This window comes from Sorangium sp. So ce426 (genome assembly GCF_051475585.1).
Lineage (GTDB): Bacteria > Myxococcota_A > Polyangia > Polyangiales > Polyangiaceae > Sorangium > Sorangium cellulosum_B.
Genome location: NZ_CP150341.1, coordinates 9,198,386 through 9,217,847, shown reverse-complemented (window position 1 = coordinate 9,217,847; position 19,462 = coordinate 9,198,386). Strand labels below are relative to the sequence as shown.

Genomic DNA, 19,462 nt, shown 5'->3' with positions numbered 1-19,462 from the left:
AACACGCGGCGGAGCGCGGCGGACGCGGCGGACCCGACAAAGCGCGACGGAGCGCGGCGTTCTTGCTGGCAAAACGCGGCGAGCGCGCTCCCAGGCCCCGTTGACAAGCGGAGGCGCCGGGGTCTAGAGTGGCGGCCCTCTGAGCTCGCTCGGAGGCCCCAGGCCTGACAATCATCGGCTTATCCGACCCGGGGCAGCGCTGCCTCCGGGTTTTTTTCTGTCGCTATCCACGGAGACCGCGCGTCCATGAGCAATCAGTACGGCCACTTCGACGACGAGAGCCGCGAGTACGTCATCACCCGGCCCGACACGCCGCTGCCCTGGCTCAACTACCTGGGCTCGGACGAGATGTTCGGCCTCTGCACCAACACGGCGGGCGGCTACACGTTCTGGAAGGACGCCAAGCTGCGCCGGCTCACGCGCTACCGGTACAACAACGTGCCGATGGATCTCGGCGGGCGCTACCTGTACGTGAACGACGGCGGGGTCGTGTGGAACCCCATGTGGAAGCCCCTCAAGACGGCCCTCGATCGCTACGAGTGCCGCCACGGCCTGGGCTACACGAAGATCACGGGCGAGAAGAACGGCGTCGAGGTGGAGGTGCTCTACTTCATCGTCCCCGGCGAGAACGTGGAGATCTGGCGCACCCGGGTCACCAACAAGAGCGGCTCGAAGAAGGACATCCAGCTCTTCTCCTATCAGGAGTTCTGCTTCTTCGAGGCGCTCAACGACATGACGAACTACCAGCGCACCTACTCCATCGGCGAGGTGGAGATCGAGGGGAGCGCCATCTACCACAAGACCGAGTTCCGCGAGCGCCGCTCCCATTACACGCTCTTCGCCTGCACGCGCGCCATCGACGGGTTCGACACGAGCCGTGACGCCTTCTGCGGCAGCGTCCACCACGGCCTCCACGAGGCCCAGGTGCCGGCCAAGGGGAAGGCCACGAACTCCAAGGCGTTCGGCTGGAACCCGATCGGCAGCCACCAGGTGAACCTCTCGCTCGAGCCCGGCGCGAGCGAGACGATGAGCTTCGTGCTCTCGTATGTGGACCACGGGGACCTGCCCAAGTTCAAGGCGCCCTTCGTCCTGAACAAGCAGAAGGGCAAGGAGATCCTCGCCAAGTACTCCGCGCCCGGCGTCGTCGACGGCGCGTTCGCCCAGCTGAAGGCGGACTGGGCCGGGATCCTCTCGAACTTCCAGGCCGACTGCCCGGACGAGCACGCGACACGCATGCTCAACACCTGGAATCAGTACCAGTGCATGGCGACCTTCAACCTCTCTCGGTCGGCCAGCATGTACGAGACCGGCATCGGCCGGGGCATGGGCTTCCGCGACTCGAACCAGGATCTCCTGGGCTTCGTGCACCTCGTCCCCGAGCGCGCCCGCCAGCGCATCCTCGACATCGCCGCCACCCAGCTCAGCGACGGCACCTGCTACCACCAGTACCAGCCGCTGACGAAGAAGGGGAACGCCGACATCGGCGGCGACTTCTATGACGATCATCTGTGGCTGATCCTCTCCACGTGCGCGTACATCAAGGAGACCGGCGACAAGGGCATCCTCAAGGAGGCGGTGGGCTACGCCGACAAGCCGGGCTCCAAGGAGGACCTCCTTCACCACCTGGAGACGTCCATCGCCTACACGATGAAGAAGCGGGGCCCGCACGGCCTGCCGCTGATCGGCCACGCGGACTGGAACGACTGCCTCAACCTGAACTGTTTCAGCACCGAGCCCAACGAGAGCTTCCAGACCGCGGGCGACGTGAAGGACTCGAAGGCCGAGTCCGTGATGATCGCCGGCCTCTTCCTCTATGCCAGCCGCGAGATGGCCGGCCTGTACGACTGGATGGGCCAGAAGTCCGAGGCGGCGCGCATGCGTGAGCAGTACGCCGAGATGCTGGCCGTGGTCGAGAAGGAGGCCTGGGACGGCGAGTGGTACCGCCGCGCCTACGACGCCGAGAGCCGGCCGGTCGGGAGCAAGGAGAACGAGGAGGGGAAGATCTTCATCGAGAGCCAGGGCTGGTGCGTCCTGGGCGGCGCCGGCGCGGACAACGGCCGCGCCAAGCAGGCGATGGAGAGCGTGCACAAGCACCTCTACACGAAGAACGGCATCGTTCTGCAGCAGCCCGCGTACTCGACCTATCACCTCGAGCTCGGCGAGGTCACCTCGTATCCGCCGGGCGTGAAGGAGAACGCAGGCATCTTCTGCCACAACAACACCTGGATCCACCTCGGCTGGTGTCTCCTGGGCGAAGGGGAGCGCGCGCTGGAGTACTATCTCTCCATCTGCCCCTCGGCCAAGGAGAGCCAGATCGAGACCTATCGCGCCGAGCCCTACGTCTATGCGCAGATGATCGCCGGCAAGGACGCCCCGGTCTTCGGTGAGGCCAAGAATGCCTGGCTCACCGGCACCGCGGCCTGGACGTTCGTGTCCGTCAGCCAGGGGATCCTCGGCGTGCAGCCCCAGTACGACGGCCTGAAGCTGGATCCCTGCGTGCCCAAGGCGTGGAAGAGCTTCTCCATCTCCCGCCGCTTCCGCGGCGCCACCTACGAGATCAGCGTCAAGAACTCGGGCGTGTGCAAGGGCGTGAAGAAGCTGACCGTGGACGGCAAGACCGTCGCGGGGAACGTGATTCCCCTGTCGCCGGCCGGCTCGACGGTGCGCGTCGAGATCGAGATGGGCTGAAGGCCCGCTGTCGGAGCGCGCCGCGCGATGGCGGCGGCGCGCTCCGCGTGCGCTCGTCCTTTTCGCGCGACTCCACGCGACGCGCGCGCCGAGCCCGCGGCGGCGAGCGCGCGTGCGGCTCACTCGGCCTGAGCCGGGCCGACCCACCTCCCGTTCAGCATCACCCGCTTCACGCGGCGCATCGCCCGGATGTCCGCGAGCGGGTCGCCTTCGATCAGGACGAGGTCGGCGAGCTTGCCCGGCTCGACGCTGCCGAGCCGGTCGTCGGCGCGGAAGTACCTGGCGTTCTCCAGCGTGCCAGCGACGAGGACCTCCATGGGCGAGAGGCCGCTCTCGACGAGCAGCTCCATCTCGTGCTGGTAGGCCCAGCCTCGCTCGGCGCCCGGCGCCTTGCCGTGGGAGCCGACGACCACCCGCACGCCGGCGCGGCGCGCCGCGAGGGTGAGCTTCATCATGTTCTCGAAGCCGCGCACCTGGGTCTCCGTCGCGCCCGCGTCGCCGGCGCGGCGCTCGAAGATGGCGAGCGTCGGGGTGAGGAAGGTGCCCCGCGCCGCGAGCAGCCCGAGCAGCGCTCGGGTCCGCGGCGCGCCGAGGGAGATGCCGCGAAAGACCTCGAAGCGCCCCGGGAAGCGCGCGTCGTTGTCGGCGATCACCGACTGGCGGTAGCGCTCCGCCTCGCGCGGCGGCACGAGGGCCGTGCCGAGCGACGTGATGTGCTCGATGCCGTCGAGCCCGGCGCGGACCGCGGCCGCGGCGTCCACGGTCTCGAGGTGCGCGACGGCGATCACCCCGCGCGCGTGCGCGGCCTTGGCGACCTCCTCGACGAGCCCGAGGGGCAGGCGGAAATAGACCTTGATCGCCGACGCCCCGCGCTCGACCAGCTGATCGACGGCCCAGCGCGCCTCGGCCGCGTCGCGCACCAGCATCGCGCTCTCCGGATAGGCCGGATACGGCGCGTCGAGCAGCGGCCCCGCCAGGAAGAGCCGCGGCGTCGGGCCGAGCTTGCGCGCGCCGTCGTACGCCTCGATCCAGCTCCCCGGCTCGCGCAGCGAGGTGACGCCGCGCTGCAGGACGACCCCGGGCAGCCCGTCGTCGCCGTCGAGGTGGAAGTGCGCGTCGATGAGGCCGGGCAGCACCGAGAGCCCCGCGCCGGGGACGACCTCCGCGCCGGCAGGGACGTCGGTGGCGGCGCGCGCGCCCGCGGCGACGATGCGGTCGCCGCGGACCACGACGACGGCGTCGCGCACGGGCGGCCCTCCCCGGCCGTCGATGAGCGTGGCCCCGACGATCGCCGCGCAGCGCGCGGCGTCCGGCCGCGCGACGGCGTTGATCTCCCGTGGGGGCGAGAGCTTCGGCCGCCCTTCCGGCGAGGGCCATTGCACGGACGTGCTCGCGCAGGCGCACAGGCCCGCGAGCGTCGCCGCCAGACACACGCGCAGCACGCGCAACACGCGCAACACGCGCAACACGCGCAACACGCGCAGACGAATGCTCATCGTGCCCTCCCCCCGTGACGCGCGACGAGCCACGCGCGTCGCTGCGCGGCGCGCGTGGGGCCGTATCGCTGGCGCCCGTCGCGCGCGACCGCAGCGCGAGGCCGGGCTCTGCGATCGCGCGCGACGCAGGCGCCGCGCCTCTGATCATAGCAGATCCGTGCTCCAGGGCCGCTGTCACGAGCGCTTTCCAACTTCCACCTTCAAGTCGTCGAAGGCGCGCGCTCCCGGCGGCGTCCGCCGCCATCTCCAGATTCGCGCGAGGCATCGAGATGGCGCAGGGCTGCGGTCAGCGCGCGGCGCGGGCGGCGGCGATCCCGGCGACGGCGCGGCGTTCCGTGGAGCACAAGGAGGCTCGGAACTCGCGACTTGCGGGATTCGGTGCCACGCTTGCGACGGGCGTGCGCCGCGAGCCCTCCGCCACGGCGATGCGCGCGGTTCGCGACGCGCGATCTCGGTGCTATTTCATCGGGGCGTCGGAGTCAGGCGATCCCCGAGCCGCGGGGGCTCGGTGGGCTCGTCCTCAACGCGCATGCCATGGTGTTTGGGGTCGCTCGACCGGGCGAGGCGCGGACAGCTGTTTTCGCGCGTCGCATGGAAGATAGTTGAGCGTCACAGCCTGGGTGGAGTAGTGTGCCGCCGCCGGCACGCGGGGGTTGTCGCGACCGGCGAGTCCCGGTGGGACTGACAGACGAAGCGACGATCGACGACGGGCGCTCGTTCGAGCGCGCCGGAGGACAACATGCGTAACATGAATCTTGTCAGCATTGGCTCGATGGCTCTCATCCTTGGCGCGACCGCCTTCTCCGCGGGGTGCGGGGACGACACCGAGACGACGGGCTCGGGCGGCGGGACCACCGCGAGCAGCTCGGCCGGCGAGGGCGGCGGCGGCGGCACGGGCGGCAGCGGCGAGGGCGGCAGCGGCGAGGGCGGTGGCGGCGGCACGGGCGGCACGGGCGGCAGCGAGGAGTGTGTGACTTGCTCAGCGCCTCTCGTGGCCGGCGCCGACCCGGCGGACCTCTGCGAGTCCTCGATCCCGAAATACCAGGCGGTTACGCAGTGTATCTGCGAGACGTGTGGCGTGGCGGAGGGCAACCCCTGCTATGTCGCGTGCACAACGGACGAGCCAGCGGACGCCGAGTGCGAGGCGTGCGGCACCGCGGCGGCTACCACCGCTGAGGGCGCGTGCATCGAGCAGGGCACCGCCTGTCTCCAGGACGGCCAGTGATCGCGACGCGCCGAGGTCTCGCGGATCCGTCCGAGCGACCTTCGGCGCTTCGCGCTGCGGCCGCAGGGAGGGGCGGGAAGCCTGCCTCGCCCGCGGCCGCCGTTTCGCGCTCTCCGCTGTCGCCGTGGGCTCGGCGCGACAGGCGCCTGTCGGCGGGCGGGCGATCCCGCGGAGAGACCTAGTCGACCTCGCTCACCGTCACATCGACGTTCATTGTCTCGGCGGCGGCGGTGTAGAGCGTCCCCGCTGTCGGCGTTGCGTCCATGTAGTTGCGGCCGTAACCGACCCGCACGTGGTCGAGGCTGGCCAGCACGCCGTTCGTGGGGTCGAACCCCTTCCAGCCGATGTTCGGGATGTAGAGCTGCACCCACGCGTGGGTCGCGTCGGAGCCGCCGCGGCTCGCGCCGACGTTGCCGGTATAGAGATATCCGCACACGTAGCGCGCCGGAATGCCGAGGAGCCGCGCCATGCAGATGAACAGGTTCGCGAAATCCTGGCAGACCCCGCGCCGGTTCACGAAGACGTCATACGGGGTGGTCGCGAGGTTCGTCGAGCCCGGCACGTACTGGTACTCGCGGAAGAGCGTCAGGTTGATCGCGAAGAGCGTCTCCATCAGGTCCGCGTCGTTCTTCTCGACGAACGACATGGCGTAATCGAAGAGCGCCTGGAGCTGGGTGTCGGGGAGCTCCGCCGGGCGCACGTACGGCGCGATGATCGCCTGCTCCCACGGCATCCAGACGAGGGGAAACGCGGGGCGCATCTTCTTCTTCGCGAACGCGAACGGATCGGCGTCGCAGAGCTCCACGATCGAGTCGGCCGAGATCGTGAGCACGGTATAAGGGGCGGTGATCTCGAAGCGCGTGACCCGGTTACCGAATACGTCCTCGAACTCCATGGTGGTCACGCAGGGATCGATCGTGAGCGTGTGCGAGAGCACCCGTTGATCCCGGTCGTGCACCGGGCAGAGATGCAGCTTGTGCACGCTGCGCTCCACCGGGCGATCGTAGGTATATCTCGTCGAATGGACGACGCGGAGCCTGCGAATCGTCGGTGCCATGTCGGGCACCCCCGCGCTCACGCCTCGGCGCGCACCGACAGCTCGATCCGCCAGCGCTCGTTCGGCTTCTGCGCCTCCCGGGGGATCGCCTCCAGGAGCAGCGTCCCCACCTCGGTGACCGACGCGCGCAGCTGCACCGGCACCATGTCGCCCTCGCGGCGACCCTCGGCGGGCAAGGTGACCTCGATCGGCGAGAGCTCCTCGAGCTCTCCGGGCTTCCAGCTCTCGAGCTCGGTCCCGGCCTGGTCATCCCGGCGCACCGACGAGCTGAAGAAGCGAAAGCGCACCGGCTCGCCGACCACCACGCCGAACTCCTGCGGCGGCAGGGTCGCCTCGGTGCCTTCCTCCATGCCGAACGGCGCGAGGCAGAGCGCCGTGATCGGCGGCTCCAGGCCGGGCACCGCGGGGACGGCCCCCTCGATGCCCACGTAGTAGGCCCGCGCCGTCCCGCCGCGGATCCGGAGCCCGCGGCCGCGCCGCGCGAGGCCGTAGGCGGCGGCGCCGCGCGCGACCGCGAGATCCAGGTCGTCGCTCGGGAGCACCCGCGGCCGGGGCGCGCCGTCCTGCTCGAGCCAGGCGCCGAGCGTCGCGACGAGCCGCTCGCGCAGCGCCGCGCTCTTCATGACGCCCCCGTTGAAGAGCACCGCCGTCGGGTGCAGGAGGAGCGGCGCGCGGCCGGGCTCGGCGTTCGCCTCTCCCTGCGGGGCGAAGCCCGGAAGCTTCGACGTCGCGCCGGCCTGCCGCCCCAGGAACGCGGCCAGGTGGCGGGTGATCGCCGGGTCCTGCGCGTACGGGAGGCCGAGCTGCGTCAGGCCGGCGCGCGCGCGGGTCGCGGGGCGCGCGGACGAGGGGACCTCGGGGAAGAACCCGTCCACGAGCGTCCGGGTGATCTCGTCGCGCGTGAGCTCGGTCCGGATCGCCGCCCCGAGCAGCTTCGAGCCGCGGCCGGCGATCGCGATCGGCGCCTCGTTGATCGACGGATCGCCGAGCAGCCGCTCCTTCGCGACGCGCGCGGCGTGGGTGAGCGACGTCATCTGCCAGCGATCGAGCTCCTTGCCCTCGGCGGCGAGCTTCGCCTTCACGACGTGCGCGAGCGCGAGGTCCATGTTGTCGCCGCCGAGCAGGATGTGGTCGCCGACCGCCACGCGGACGAGCTCGAGCGAGCCGTCGCGCGGGACCGCGGCGATCGCGGAGAAGTCGGTGGTCCCGCCGCCGACGTCGATCACGAGCAGCACGTCGCCCGGCTGGAGGTGCTTGCGCCACGCCTCGCCGGCCGCGTCGATCCAGGCGTACACGGCGGCCTGCGGCTCCTCGAGCAGGGTGAGGTCCTCGAACCCCGCGGCGCTCGCGGCCTCGACGGTGAGATCGCGCGCGGCGGCGTCGAACGACGCGGGCACCGTGATCACGATCTCCTGCTTCGCGAGGGCGAGCGCCGGATCGTCCTTCGCGAACAGGTGATCCCACGCCTCGGTGAGGTGCTCGAGGTACCGCCACGACGCCTCGACGGGCGAGATCTTCTCGATGTCCTCGGGCGCGCCGAGCGGGAGCGTCGATCCGCGCCGGTCGATGCCAGCGTGGCTGAGCCAGCTCTTCGCGCTCGAGATGAGGCGCGCCGGCGCGTCGACGCCGCGCGCGCGGGCGTGCTCGCCGACGGCGAAGCGCCGCTCGGCGTCCCAGGGCAGCGCCTGGGGGCCCTCGCTCTCGTGAGGGATGTACATGAAGGAGGGCAGGAGCGGCCGCGCCTCGAGCGTCCCCTGCGCCACGAGCTGCGGGGCCGCCATCACCTCGGGCGACGGCGTGAGCCGCGCGTCGGCTCCGTCCTCGGGCAGGCGCGCGTAGGCGAGCGCGCAGTGGGTGGTGCCGAGATCGATGCCGATGATGTAGCGCGCGCTCATAGCTCGACCTCCGCGGGGGCGATGATGCTGGCGTCGTGGCCGGCGACCGGCGTCGGCAGCGAGACGTCGTCGGCGCGCCAGCCCCGGTGGCGCAGCACCCCTCTGTAGGGCGCGGTCCCGGACACGTTGCCGATCAGCTTGATCTCGGAGGGGTTGTAGCCGGCCTCGAGCGTCACCTTCTCCCCCTCGTCCTCGCGCCGCACGGGCGCGAGCTTCGCGTGGCTGCGCAGCGCCTTGCGGCAGCCCTCGTGGACCATCCTCGCCGCCACGCCGACGTCCGCGTCGCCGAACGAGGCGATGTCCTGCTCGAGGAAGTCGACGAGCCGCCCCTCGCGCTGGAGCAGCGAGAGCAGCTGGAGCGCCGAGCTCACCGCGGGCGCGGCGTGCGGCGCGGGGGCGGCGACCGGCGCCGGCGCGGGCTCGCTCGCCGCCGCCGCCGCCGCGGCCTCGGGCGCGCCGCCTGTGCGGTCTCGCTCGATCCGTCGCGGCTCAGCGCGCTCGGCCGGCGGCAGGGCGACGGCAGAGCGCGCCTGCCACGCCCGCGCGGCGAACTGGGAATCGAACAGCACGCGGAAGAAGCACGCGAAGGCGAACCAGAGCCGCGTGGACCAGGGGAGCGGAGGATCGTGGAGGTCGGCCACGGCGAGAGCCTAACGCCGAGCGTAGGGATCGGCACAGAGACCGGCGCGCGGGGCAGGGGGGCGCCTGCCCCGCGCCGCCGCCCGGGGCGACCCCGGGCCCCTCAGAAGGTCGCCCGGAGGACGGGGACGCGGACCTCGTGCCCCTGCGCCACGCCGAACTTGAACATCTCGTCCTGCGAGTAGAGCGGCTTGAACGAGAGCGCGGGCACGCCGAGCGCGACCCGGCGCGGCGTGATGTCGACGAGGCCGAGCCGGGGCTCTTCCCGGCGGGACCGCCGGAGGATCTGCGCGGCGTCCGTCGTGAGCTGGACGTTGATCCCCGGCTGCGGGGGCTCCGCGGCCGGCTCGTTGCGGATCGGCTCGCTCTGGTCGGAGTCGGGGGGCTTGTACGCGGTGGCGTTCAGGGTGACGACGAGGGTCGGGATGACCAGCGCCATGCCGCCGGCGAGCATGTAGAGCGGCACCTCCGCGGGCGGATCCGCCGCCTCGACGAAGTAGCCGGCGACGCCGCCGCCCACCGCGCCGAGCCCGCCGAACACGAGGTACGGCCAGGCGCGCTCGACCCCGATCGCCCCCATGGTCAGCATCACGACCTCGCCGCCGAGCAGCGCGCCGCCGACGATCCCCTTGCCGTCGACGCTCACCGTGTCGCCCTCGCTCGCCTCCTGAGCGCTCGCGCGCCCGGCGGCGCCGGCGAGCACCGCCGCGGCCACCGACGCTCCTGCCAGACAATGCGCTGCCTTTCGATTCAAGCGGTTCATCGGCATCGTGTTTTCCCCGTGTCGACTGTCGCGAAGCCTGCGAGGGCTCGAGCCATGGATCACCGCCGGCCTCATCCGAGGTTGGCGTCCGGGCCGGCCGGCTGGCGATCCCGTGTGGGTCGTCGAGCCGTTCTTGATTTGTGAACCGCTGGCGGAGTGAACGGGTGCACACGCGCCTCGTCTCTCCTCCAGCGAAGCCGGTGCGCGAGCCTAGCACGGGTCTCAGCGCTTCGAACCGCTGCATTGCCGGTGCGGAGGATGGGTGGTATGGGTCGACGCAAACCGGGCCGTGGCCCGCCGACCTGCCGCCGAGCGCGCGGCAGCCTTCAAGGGATCAACGCTATGGGCCGCATCGGACCGCTCGAAATCGCTCTCCTTATCGGCCTCGCCTTGCTCCTCTTCGGCGCGGGGAGGATCGCTGACATCGGGAAGGGGATCGGCGAGGGCATCCGGAATTTCAAGAAGGGGATCCGCGACGACGAGGAAGAGGATCCCGCCAAGCAGCTGCCGGCGAAGCCCGAAGAGAAGCAAGAAGACACGCAGAAGCCCGTGTAGCGCCCGCGCTGGAACGCGGCGCTCGGGGGCGATCGGGGCGATCGCGCACCGACGTCGGTCGACGCTCGCTGGAGCGCGTCTATACTCGATCGCCGTATGCCTCACCGACCTCTGGAGCGCATCGCCAAGGCGCTCGTCGTCTCCGCCGCGTTCCCGCTGGCAGCGTACTTCGTCCTTCAGTTCGGCCCTGGCGGGCTCTGGCGCGGGTTCGAGCCGGCGCTGGCCGTCACCGGGCAGGTGGCCAAGGCGCCGTACGACCTCACGCGTCTCGAGGCTGTCAACGAGACGCTGAAGATGATCCGGGACAAGTACGTCGAGCCGGATCGCGTCAAGCCGAAGGAGATGCTGCTGTCGGCGCTCAACGCCGTCCAGCGCGACGTCGCGCAGGTGATCGTCCTCAACGAGGACCCGAACGAGGTCACCGTTCGCGTCGAGACCAGCGAGAAGAAGTTCCGGATCGACAACATCCAGGGCCCCTGGGACGTCTCCGCGCGCCTCCGCGAGGTCTTCACCTTCCTCCAGAAGAACCTCCGCGGCACGGAGGTCGATCTGCGGGACGTCGAGTACGCCGCGTGCAACGGCATGCTGCACACGCTCGACCCGCACTCGTCGTTCCTGAGCCCCGAGGCGTACAAGGAGATGAACCTCTCCACGTCGGGCGCGTTCGGCGGGCTCGGCGTCGTGATCTCGATCCGCGACCAGATGCTCACGGTCCTGAACCCGATGCCCGACACGCCCGCGGGCAGGGCGGGCCTCAAGCGGCTCGATCGGATCGTGAAGATCAACAACGAGTCGACGCTCAACATGCCGCTCGACGACGCTGTGCGGAGGCTCCGCGGCGATCCCGGCACCCCGGTCACCGTGTGGGTGACCCGCGAGGGCGACGGAGGGTGGCAGGGGCCGAAGGCCTTCGAGCTGACCCGCGAGGTGATCAAGGTGAGGTCCGTCGAGTCGCGCGCCCTCGATGGCGGCGTCGGCTACGTCCGGCTCAAGACGTTCCAGGCGACCTCGACCGCGGAGCTCGACGCGGCGCTCGACGGGCTGCGCAGCAAGGGGCAGCTGAAGGGGCTCGTGCTCGATCTGCGCGGCAACCCGGGCGGCCTGCTCGATCAGGCCGCGCGCATCGCCGACAAGTTCCTCGCCGACGGCGTCATCGTGTCCACGGTCGGCGCCTCCGAGGGGCGCGAGGAGAAGCGCGCCAAGGGGCCGGGCACCGAGCCGCTGTACCCGATCGTGGTGCTCGTGAGCGGCAACAGCGCGAGCGCGAGCGAGATCGTGGCCGGCGCGCTGAAGAACAACGATCGCGCCGTCATCGTGGGCTCGCAGACGTTCGGCAAGGGCAGCGTGCAGCTCGTCTTCCCCGACGTCACGGCCGAGAAGGCGGCCCTCAAGCTCACGATCGCGCAGTACCTGACGCCGGGCGACATCTCCATCCAGGGCGTCGGCGTCACGCCGGACATCGAGCTCGATCCCATGACGGTCGACGAGCTCGAGATGGATCTCACGGTCCAGAAGGACGGGCTCCGGGAGCGCGATCTCTCGGCGCACCTCTCGAACGCGCGCGCGGCGGCCGCGGGCAAGCCGTCCGAGGTCGTCCGCTACCAGCTCACGAGCGCCGACCGCGAGAAGATGCGGGAGCGCGGGGGCGACATCGACGAGGACTTCTCCGTCGACTTCCCCATCCGCTTCGCGCGGGAGCTCGCCGCGCGGATGCCGCCCTCCACGCCGAGGCTCCAGCAGCTCCGGGCGATGCACGACTACATCGAGCAGGTCGGCAAGGAGGAGCTCGGCAAGGTCGCGGCCGAGCTGACGAAGCTCGGCGTCGACTGGTCCGACGCGCCCGAGGGGGTCACGCCGGCGGCGAAGTCCGAGCTCGACGTGAAGGTCGAGACCGATCGCCCGAACGCCGAGGTGACCGCGGGGCAGCCGATGGAGCTCCGGGTCACGGTCAAGAACAACGGAAAGCAGCCGGTCTACCGGCTCCGCGGGACGACGGAGAGCGACAACCCGTACTTCGACAGCAAGGAGCTCATCTTCGGCAAGATCGGCCCTGGCCAGACGAAGAGCGCGAAGGCGCCGCTCGGCTGGTGTGAGGTCGAGGGGCGGAAGGTCGGCTCGACGAAGCCGAGGAAGGCGAACGAGAAGCGCGTCTGTTCGATCCCGATGGACGCCCTCTCGCGGAGCGACGGCCTCAAGGTGAAGTTCGAGGTCGCCGCCGCGCCGGAGCCGCCGGCGGTCGAGATCCGGCCCACGGTGCGCGCGCTCGACCGGCCGCTCTTCCAGTACGCCTACCAGATCGCGGACGACCGCGAGGGCAACGGCGACGGGCTCATCCAGAAGGGGGAGCGGGTCAGCATGTACCTGACCGTCAAGAACGTCGGCAAGGGGCCGTCGTACGAGACGCAGGCGAACATCGCGAACCTCTCGGGCGACGGGCTCATGCTGCACGCGGGGCGCTTCGACATCTCGAACATCAAGCCGGGCGACGTGCGCAAGGTCGTCTTCAGCTTCGACGTGGAGCAGCAGCTGTCGGAGCCCGAGGCGACCCTCACGCTCTCGGTCGGCGATCGCGATCTCCGCGAGTTCGCCAGCGAGAAGGTGAAGATCCCGATCTCGCCGCGCGTCCAGCTGACCGGCGGCGGCTCCACCAGGAAGGCTGGGGCGGAGGGGGCGACCCTGCTCCCGTCGCCCGAGGCGAGCGCGCGCGGGTTCGGCCGGCTCCCGGCGGGCGCCGTGGTCAAGGTGCTCGGCGAGGCGCCGGGCGGGTTCCACAAGATCGACCTCGGCGCGGGGCGCTTCGCGTTCGTCGCGGCGCGCGAGGTGGCCCCTGGCGGCGGGCCGGCCCCGGCGGCGGTCGCGTTCGAGGACCTCTACTCGCACGCGCCGCCGACGCTGGACATCGCCGCGGCGGCGCTGGCGACGACGGCCGGCACCGTGAAGATCACGGGGACGGCGTCGGACAGCGAGCGGCTGCTCGACACCTTCATCTTCGTCGGGTCGCGGAAGCTCTACTACAGGTCGAACCGCGACGGCGCCGACCCGAAGAAGGCCGAGTTCGCGTTCGAGGCGCCGCTCCGGCCGGGGGTCAACGTGATCACCGTTGTCGCGCGCGAGACGCCCGACACCACGACGCGGCGCACGCTCGTGGTGCGCAAGGACGGGCCTGACGGCTCGATCCTGAAGACCCCGAAGTCCGACAACCCCGTGGACGATTGGATTGCGGACCGCGGCGGCGAGGAGTAGGCCGCTGGAAAATGGACGAAGGCGAAGACAGCCACGGCGACATGGACGACCGCGGTGACGGGCGTGACGGGCGGGGCTCCGCCGGGCTGCCCTGCCCGGCGAGGATCTGGTAGCCTCATCACGTGGGACTCCTCGCCTGGCTCGGCCTGAAGCAGGGGGGCTCGTTCCCGAACCTCGACGCCCTCCTGACGGAGCTCCGCGCGGCGCTCCCGGACGACGAGGCCGTCGTCCTCCGCTACATCGCCACCGTCATCGTCCTGCTCGGCAAGGTCGCCTGCGTCGACGGTCGCTTCTCCGACAAGGAAGACGAGCTGCTCCGCGAGCTGCTCACGCACGTCGACGGGCTCGCGCCGAGCGGCGTCGAGGCGGTGTTCAACGCCCTCCAGGGCAAGCTGCCCGCGCTCCAGGAGGGCGAGGTCGACCGCTGTTACCGCGAGCTCAAGGCGCTCTGCAACGCGAGCGAGCGGGTGGAGGTCGTGCGCCTCTTGATCCGGCTCGCGGCGGCGGACGGCGCGCCCACGCCGGCCGAGCGGGCCGAGATCGAGCGCATCGCCGAGGAGCTCGGCGTCTCGCTCGCCGACATCGAGCCCGACCTCTCCGTCGAGGCCGGCCATCCGGCTGGCTCCCCTGCGCCGCCGGACGACCGGAGCGATCCCGGCGGCGAGCCCCCGGCGTGAGCCGGGCGCAGGCGCCGCTCGGCTGATCCGTCGCGCGCGTCGCGCTGCTGCCGGGCGTCCGTGGCGCTCGGCCGATCAGTCGCGCGCGTCGCGCTGCTCGGCGCTGCCCTCGGGGCTCGGAGCGCGGCTCGCGAGGCCGAGCGCCCGCCGCTGCTTCAGCGCCGTGAGCGCCACGAACAGGACGAACAGGACAGCCCCGAGCACCGCCACGAGCACGCCGAAGTTGAAGAGGTAGTGCGCGCCCTGCGCGCCCCCCACCCCCATCAAGAAGATGCCGAGCAGCGCGATGCCCGCGCCGATGACGGGATCAGGGCCGACGTCGTTCTCCGACGCCGCACGCGAGAGCCCGCTCCCCTGGACCCCGGAAGCCTCGTTGCTCATCGGATGGCTCACACGGAGGAGCTTAGCAAACTGGTCCACCGCCCGAAACCCGCCAGCGCCGGACCCGGGCTATGCTGCGCGGGTGAGCACGCCCACCCACCCACGAAACGACCGTCCGTCTCCGCCCGCGCCGTCCGACTTCGCCGGGCGCCGCGTCATCTGCTTCGAAAGCCGCCGCGCCTCCGAGATGGCCTCGCTGATCCAGCGGCATGGCGGCGTGCCCGTCACGGCGCCCACGCTCCGCGAGGTGCCCATCGAGAAGAACGAGCGCGCCCTCGACTTCGCGCGGCGCCTCGCGGGAGCCGAGTTCGACCTCGTGATCCTGATGACCGGCGTCGGGACCCGGGCGCTCGTGGCCGAGGCGGCGCCTGCGCTCGAGCCGAACCAGGGCGGCGGCGAGGCGTCCGGTGGCGACGGTGACGCGGACGCCCAGGGCGTATCTCTCCTGGCGGCGGCGCTCTCGTCCGTGCAGGTCGTCGTGCGCGGCCCCAAGCCGGCCGCGGCGCTGCGCGAGCTGGGCCTGACCCGCTTCACCACCGTCCGCGAGCCGAACACCTGGCGAGAGATCGTCGAGGCCGTCAGCGCGCTCGGCGACCTGCGCGGAAAGCGCGTCGCCGTCCAGGAGCACGGCGCGCCGAGCCACGAGCTCTACGCGAGCCTCTCGGCGGCCGGCGCGCAGGTCACGCCGGTGCCGGTGTACCGCTGGGCGCTCCCGGAGGACACGGCGCCGCTCCGGCAGGCGCTCCGCCTCATGGCGGACGGCGGCGCGGCGATCACGCTCTTCACGAGCCGCGCGCAGGTCGAGCACGCGCTCCTCGTGGCGGCCGAGGAGGGGCTCGTCGAGCGGCTGCGCGCCGCGCTCGCGCGGGGCGTGGTGGCGTCCATCGGGCCGGTCTGCACGGAGGCGCTGCGCGCCGAGGGGATCGAGCCGGATTTCGAGCCCGAGCACCCGAAGATGGGCCACCTGGTCAAAGCGGCGGCCGCGCGCTCGAGCGAGATCCTCGTCGCGAAGGGAAATCGGGGCGACGCGCCCCCGCCGGCTCAGTCTTCGTAGTCGTCGTACGCCTCGTCCTCGTCGGCGGAGCGCGCCACGGTCGCCGGCCGGGGCGCGGGGCCGAGCGCCGCGCCGGCGGCCGCGCGCTCCTCCGTGTCCGCGTGGCCCCTGTCGATCAGCTCGGCGCGGTAGAGCACGCGCCCGTCCTCCGCCGTGATCTCACCGCCCACGTCGCCCCAGACGAAGTCGTCGCTCTGGAGCGTGCGCATCGTCGCCTTCGTCTTGCCGATGCGCACGCGGAAGCTCGTCCGCTGGCACGGGATGGAGGAGCCGCCGACCTCGACGTTCACCGCCTCGCTGCCGAGCACGTCCTCGTTCTCGTCGGCGGCGAGCGCGGTCTTGGCCATCATCGCGTCGTAGGCCGAGAGGGTCGCCGGCCGCTCCGCGCCGTCGTCGATCCACGCCGCGCCGAGGATCTCGCCGCGCCTGCTGGGCTCGTCGCTCATGCGGACCCGCAGCGCCTCGGTCTGCTTGCCGTCCGCGAGGGTCACGTCGACAACGAGGACGTCCCCCTCGCGCGCGACCACACGCTGCGTGAGGAGCAGCGGCGTCTTCCTGAAGCTGCCCGAGAACCGGTAGGCAACATAATCGCCGGGCTTACGCGCGCCGGGCGCCTCCTCGGCGATCGGGCCGCGCTCGTCGAGCGAGCCCTTCGCGCGCTGCGGGACCTCACGCCGCGCTTGCGCCGCCACCTTGGCGGAGGCGTCCTGCGGGCGACCGGAGCGAGCGTTCGTCTCGATCCCGGCGCCGCAGCCGGCAGCCAGGACCGAGGTGAGGGCGGCGAGGAGGAGCGGTCGGTTCATGCTCGTCCGGTACCGGAGAGCGCCCGCCATGGCCCAATTTCTGGCGGTTCCAGGGCACGCCCGCGCGACCGCGCGACCGCACGCGAGCGGTGGTCAGGGCAGCTTGCCGCTCGGGAGCATATCGTCGAAGGCGGCGTCGAACTCGTCCGCGATCATCTCGGCGCCGACGGCGCGCGCGGCCGGCTTCGGGACGTCGATGCGGCGCAGCCGCTCCGCCACGCTGCCGCGCGGGTCGCTGTAGCTCGGGCTCATCCGGGCGACGCGCTGGAAGTAGTAGAGCGCCTGCTCGGGGACGCCGCGCATCTCGTAGGCGTTCGCGATCTCGTAGGTCAGCGCGAGCTCCTGCTCGACCGTCTTGTGCGAGGCGTGCAGCCCGCGGATGAGCGCGTCGATGCCCGCCTCGATGTTGCCCATCTGGAGGTGGGTGACGCCGATCATCGACTGGCAGACGCACTCTCGCCCGGGGTCGCGGGCGGCGAGCTCGAACTCGCCGATGGCGTCGGCGTAGAGGCCCATCTCCTTGTAGGCGACGCCGAGATCGTAGTGCGTCGACGCGTCGGACTCGGAGATCTGCGCCGCGACGCCCGCCTTGAACTGCTCGAAGACGCTCTCGACGCTGATCTGCCGAGGATCGTCCTGGACGCCCGTCACCGAGCCCGGCACGACCTCGAGCTCGTCGATCATCTTGAGCGACTCGGCGATGTCGAACGCGCGATCCTCGTCCGGTCGCTCGCTGCCGCGCGGGACGGCCCGCGTGCCGCTCTCGTTGTCGGTCGCCGCCCGCACCACCCCCCGCGCGTCCGAGGCCAGCTCCGTGACCTCGCGCAGCCGCTCCATCAGGAGCGGGTGGTTCGGCAGCCGCGCCAGCTGCTCCTCGAGGATGTTCCGCGCCTCGTCGAACATCCCGTGCTGCGCGAAGAACTCGACCTCCTCGAGCGCGTCCTCGTCGAGCGCGTCCGCGCGCCGCAAGGAGCCCGGCGGCACGGAGCGGCCCGACACCGGCCGGACCGACGCAGGTCGGCCCGGCACCGGGCTGTACAGGGCCGGCGGCGGCGCGGCGAGCACGGGAGGGGGAGGTATCGAGGACGCCGGGGGCGGAGCCTGGGACGCAGCGACGGCGAGGGGGTGCTCAGGCACGCGGCTCGGGTTGACCGACGCCGTCTCCTCCTCCTCGTCGTCGATGGCCTCGAGCTCCTCGACGTCCTCGAGCTCCTCGACGTCCTCGATCGGGAAACTCGGCAGCGGGGGCTCGTTCGCGAACGGATCGTCGAGGTGCGTGACGAGCTCGGGCCGCCGGGGGAGCGCCTCGACGACGCCGTCTTCATCGAGGGTGTACGCGGGCAGCGGCGCGTCGGGGTCGTAGAGGTCCTGGCTCGGCACCTCGGACGCATACGCGTCGTTCTCGCCGGCCGTCAGCGAGGCTCCCGGCCCGGCGGCGTCTTCCTCCGCGAGCTCCTCCTCCTGCGGCACGGCGTAGCCGAGCAGGTTGAGCAGCTCCGTGGCCTGGGCGTTGCCGGGATCGAGGAGCAGCACCTCGTCGAGGAGCCTCGCCGCGTCGTCGACGGCGTCCTCGCTGGCCAGCTGCTGCGCGAACGCGAGCATCTGCTCGACGGCGGCGTCCTGGTCGCCCGCCTCGATGAGGACATCGCAGAGCTTCTCGCGCAGCTCTCGAGCGGCCGGCAGCCGGGCGACGCCGCCCTTGAGGAGGGCGACCGCCTTGTCGTACTGCCGGTCGCGCCGGAGGCTCTCGGCGTGCGCGACGAGCTGCCTCGGGCTCGCGATCGGCGACGTCGAGGGCTGCGACGCGCGGAGCGGGATGGGCATCGCGGAAGCGGGCTCGTCGTCCTCGACGTCGAGCTCCTCCGCCTCCTCGTCGTCGTCCTCCTCCTCGAGCTCGACGTCGATCGACGCGCGCGTGTTCCTCGACGAGGGCGCGATCTGGGCGGCGAGCTGGCGCACGCCCTCGTCGTTCGGGGCGCGCATGATCAGGGCCGAGACGAGCGCGGTGAACTGGTCGACCCGCCCGGCTTCCTTGGCGATGCGCGCCGACTCCTTCTGCACCTCGATCGCCTTGGCCGGCTGCCCGAGCAGGTCGAAGGCGCGGGCGAGGAGCGCGAGCGTCTCCAGGTCCTTCGGGTTCTCCTTGAACGCGATCTGGAGCTTGGTCAGGGCCGACATCCCGTCGCTCGGGTCGCCGCGATCGAGGTAGATCTCGGCGGCCATGCGGGCGAATCGGGCGTCGGGGCGGTGCTGCAGCAGGCGCTCGACCACCTTCAGCGCGTCGTCGCGCCGCCCGAGCTTGAGCAGGAGCTCGGCCGCCGTCCCGAAGCGCTGGATCGCGGCGTCGTAGTCGCGGACCCGGATCAGCGCCTCCGCGAGGCGGAGATAGGCGAGGGGGTTGTTCGGGTCGAGGTCGACGACCCGCTTGAAGATGTCGATCGCGTCGCGGTCGCGCCCCGCGCGGAGCAGGCGCGTCGCGACCTCGTCGTAGGCGGCGAGCGCGTCGCTCGTGAGCCCGAGCTGCGTGTAGATCTCCGCGAGGCGCGGGACGATGTGGCCGAAGCGATCCTCGTACTGCGGGACGTGCTTGTGGATGATCTCGCGGATCTGCTTGTAAACGGCGATCGCCTTGAGCGCGAAGCCCTGAAGCGAGTAGAACTGGCCGACGCGCTCGTAGGTGGTGATCGCCTCGACGTACTCCTCCGTCTTCAGGTAGAGGTCGCCGATCTTGAGCAGCGTGCGGACGTCCTTCGGATCGTCTGCGACCAGCTTCTGGTACTCGGCGATCGCCTTGTCGAAGCGCTTCCGCTCGACAAACTTCTGCGCGGTCTGGAGTACCTTGTCGCGATCGACCGCCACGGCGATGGGAATCTCCTGCTGAGGGCAGCAAGGCGTTGCTCGGGCGCCTCGTCGGCATCCCTCACCTCGCCTAAAAAACACCTAGCCAATCCCGCCACCACGTACAAGCGCGCGGCACCGGAAGTTC

Annotated in this window: 14 protein-coding genes; 6 read left to right on the top strand and 8 right to left on the bottom strand. The window is 71.3% G+C overall.

The genetic code is table 11. From position 1 onward, the window contains the following. The first annotated feature begins 246 nt into the window (after positions 1-246). On the top strand, positions 247-2,688 hold the full coding sequence (locus WMF44_RS34435; RefSeq protein ID WP_437294286.1) for a GH36-type glycosyl hydrolase domain-containing protein: 2,442 nt from the start codon (positions 247-249) through the stop codon (positions 2,686-2,688). 119 nt (positions 2,689-2,807) lie between these two features. Here WMF44_RS34435 and WMF44_RS34430 read toward each other — a convergent pair whose 3' ends face one another. Continuing rightward, positions 2,808-4,184 (bottom strand): amidohydrolase family protein, encoded by a 1,377-nt coding sequence (locus WMF44_RS34430; protein WP_437294285.1) that lies wholly within the window; start codon positions 4,182-4,184, stop codon positions 2,808-2,810. 772 nt (positions 4,185-4,956) lie between these two features. Here WMF44_RS34430 and WMF44_RS34425 point away from each other — a divergent pair. After that, complete coding sequence (locus tag WMF44_RS34425; protein WP_437294284.1) at positions 4,957-5,409, top strand: hypothetical protein; 453 nt, start codon at positions 4,957-4,959, stop codon at positions 5,407-5,409. Positions 5,410-5,587: 178 nt separating this feature from the next. Here the strand turns inward: WMF44_RS34425 and WMF44_RS34420 are convergent, their stop codons facing one another. The 4 genes from WMF44_RS34420 to WMF44_RS34405 all read right to left on the bottom strand — a co-directional run bounded on the left by WMF44_RS34420 (position 5,588) and on the right by WMF44_RS34405 (position 9,715). After that, a complete protein-coding gene (locus tag WMF44_RS34420) occupies positions 5,588-6,466 on the bottom strand; it encodes a transglutaminase family protein (RefSeq protein WP_437294283.1) in 879 nt (292 codons plus the stop codon). A gap of 17 nt (positions 6,467-6,483) precedes the next feature. Then, positions 6,484-8,361, bottom strand: coding sequence for an Hsp70 family protein (locus WMF44_RS34415; protein WP_437294282.1), 1,878 nt, complete (start codon positions 8,359-8,361; stop codon positions 6,484-6,486). Then, on the bottom strand, positions 8,358-9,002 hold the full coding sequence (locus WMF44_RS34410; protein ID WP_437294281.1) for a DUF2760 domain-containing protein: 645 nt from the start codon (positions 9,000-9,002) through the stop codon (positions 8,358-8,360). Before WMF44_RS34410 ends, WMF44_RS34415 begins: the two co-directional genes overlap by 4 nt. 101 nt (positions 9,003-9,103) lie before the next feature. Further along, complete coding sequence (locus WMF44_RS34405; protein WP_437294280.1) at positions 9,104-9,715, bottom strand: hypothetical protein; 612 nt, start codon at positions 9,713-9,715, stop codon at positions 9,104-9,106. A 390-nt stretch (positions 9,716-10,105) separates the two neighbouring features. On the opposite strand from WMF44_RS34405, the gene WMF44_RS34400 reads away from it, so the two are divergent. From WMF44_RS34400 to WMF44_RS34390, 3 genes are all read left to right on the top strand, one after another. After that, positions 10,106-10,318: a twin-arginine translocase TatA/TatE family subunit gene (locus tag WMF44_RS34400; protein WP_044966375.1), complete on the top strand. Its 213-nt coding sequence runs from the start codon at positions 10,106-10,108 to the stop codon at positions 10,316-10,318. Between the two features lie 96 nt (positions 10,319-10,414). Then, complete coding sequence (locus tag WMF44_RS34395) at positions 10,415-13,561, top strand: MXAN_5808 family serine peptidase (RefSeq protein ID WP_437294279.1); 3,147 nt, start codon at positions 10,415-10,417, stop codon at positions 13,559-13,561. 122 nt (positions 13,562-13,683) lie between these two features. Next, positions 13,684-14,238, top strand: a complete 555-nt coding sequence (locus WMF44_RS34390; protein WP_437294278.1) for a TerB family tellurite resistance protein — start codon at positions 13,684-13,686, stop codon at positions 14,236-14,238. A 75-nt stretch (positions 14,239-14,313) separates the two neighbouring features. On the opposite strand, the gene WMF44_RS34385 is transcribed toward WMF44_RS34390, so the two are convergent. Continuing rightward, on the bottom strand, positions 14,314-14,619 hold the full coding sequence (locus WMF44_RS34385) for a hypothetical protein (protein ID WP_437294277.1): 306 nt from the start codon (positions 14,617-14,619) through the stop codon (positions 14,314-14,316). A gap of 82 nt (positions 14,620-14,701) precedes the next feature. Between WMF44_RS34385 and WMF44_RS34380 the strand changes: the two genes are divergently transcribed. Beyond that, positions 14,702-15,673 carry a uroporphyrinogen-III synthase gene (locus tag WMF44_RS34380; RefSeq protein ID WP_437294276.1) on the top strand — a complete coding sequence of 324 codons (972 nt, stop codon included), beginning with the start codon at positions 14,702-14,704 and terminating at the stop codon, positions 15,671-15,673. Here the strand turns inward: WMF44_RS34380 and WMF44_RS34375 are convergent. Together WMF44_RS34375 and WMF44_RS34370 are read right to left on the bottom strand one after the other, a co-directional pair. After that, positions 15,661-16,476 carry a hypothetical protein gene (locus tag WMF44_RS34375; RefSeq protein ID WP_437294275.1) on the bottom strand — a complete coding sequence of 272 codons (816 nt, stop codon included), beginning with the start codon at positions 16,474-16,476 and terminating at the stop codon, positions 15,661-15,663. The two genes, WMF44_RS34380 and WMF44_RS34375, sit on opposite strands and share 13 nt — an antisense overlap. Before the next feature lie 93 nt (positions 16,477-16,569). Then, on the bottom strand, positions 16,570-19,335 hold the full coding sequence (locus tag WMF44_RS34370; RefSeq protein ID WP_437294274.1) for a tetratricopeptide repeat protein: 2,766 nt from the start codon (positions 19,333-19,335) through the stop codon (positions 16,570-16,572). Between the last annotated feature and the right edge of the window lie 127 nt (positions 19,336-19,462).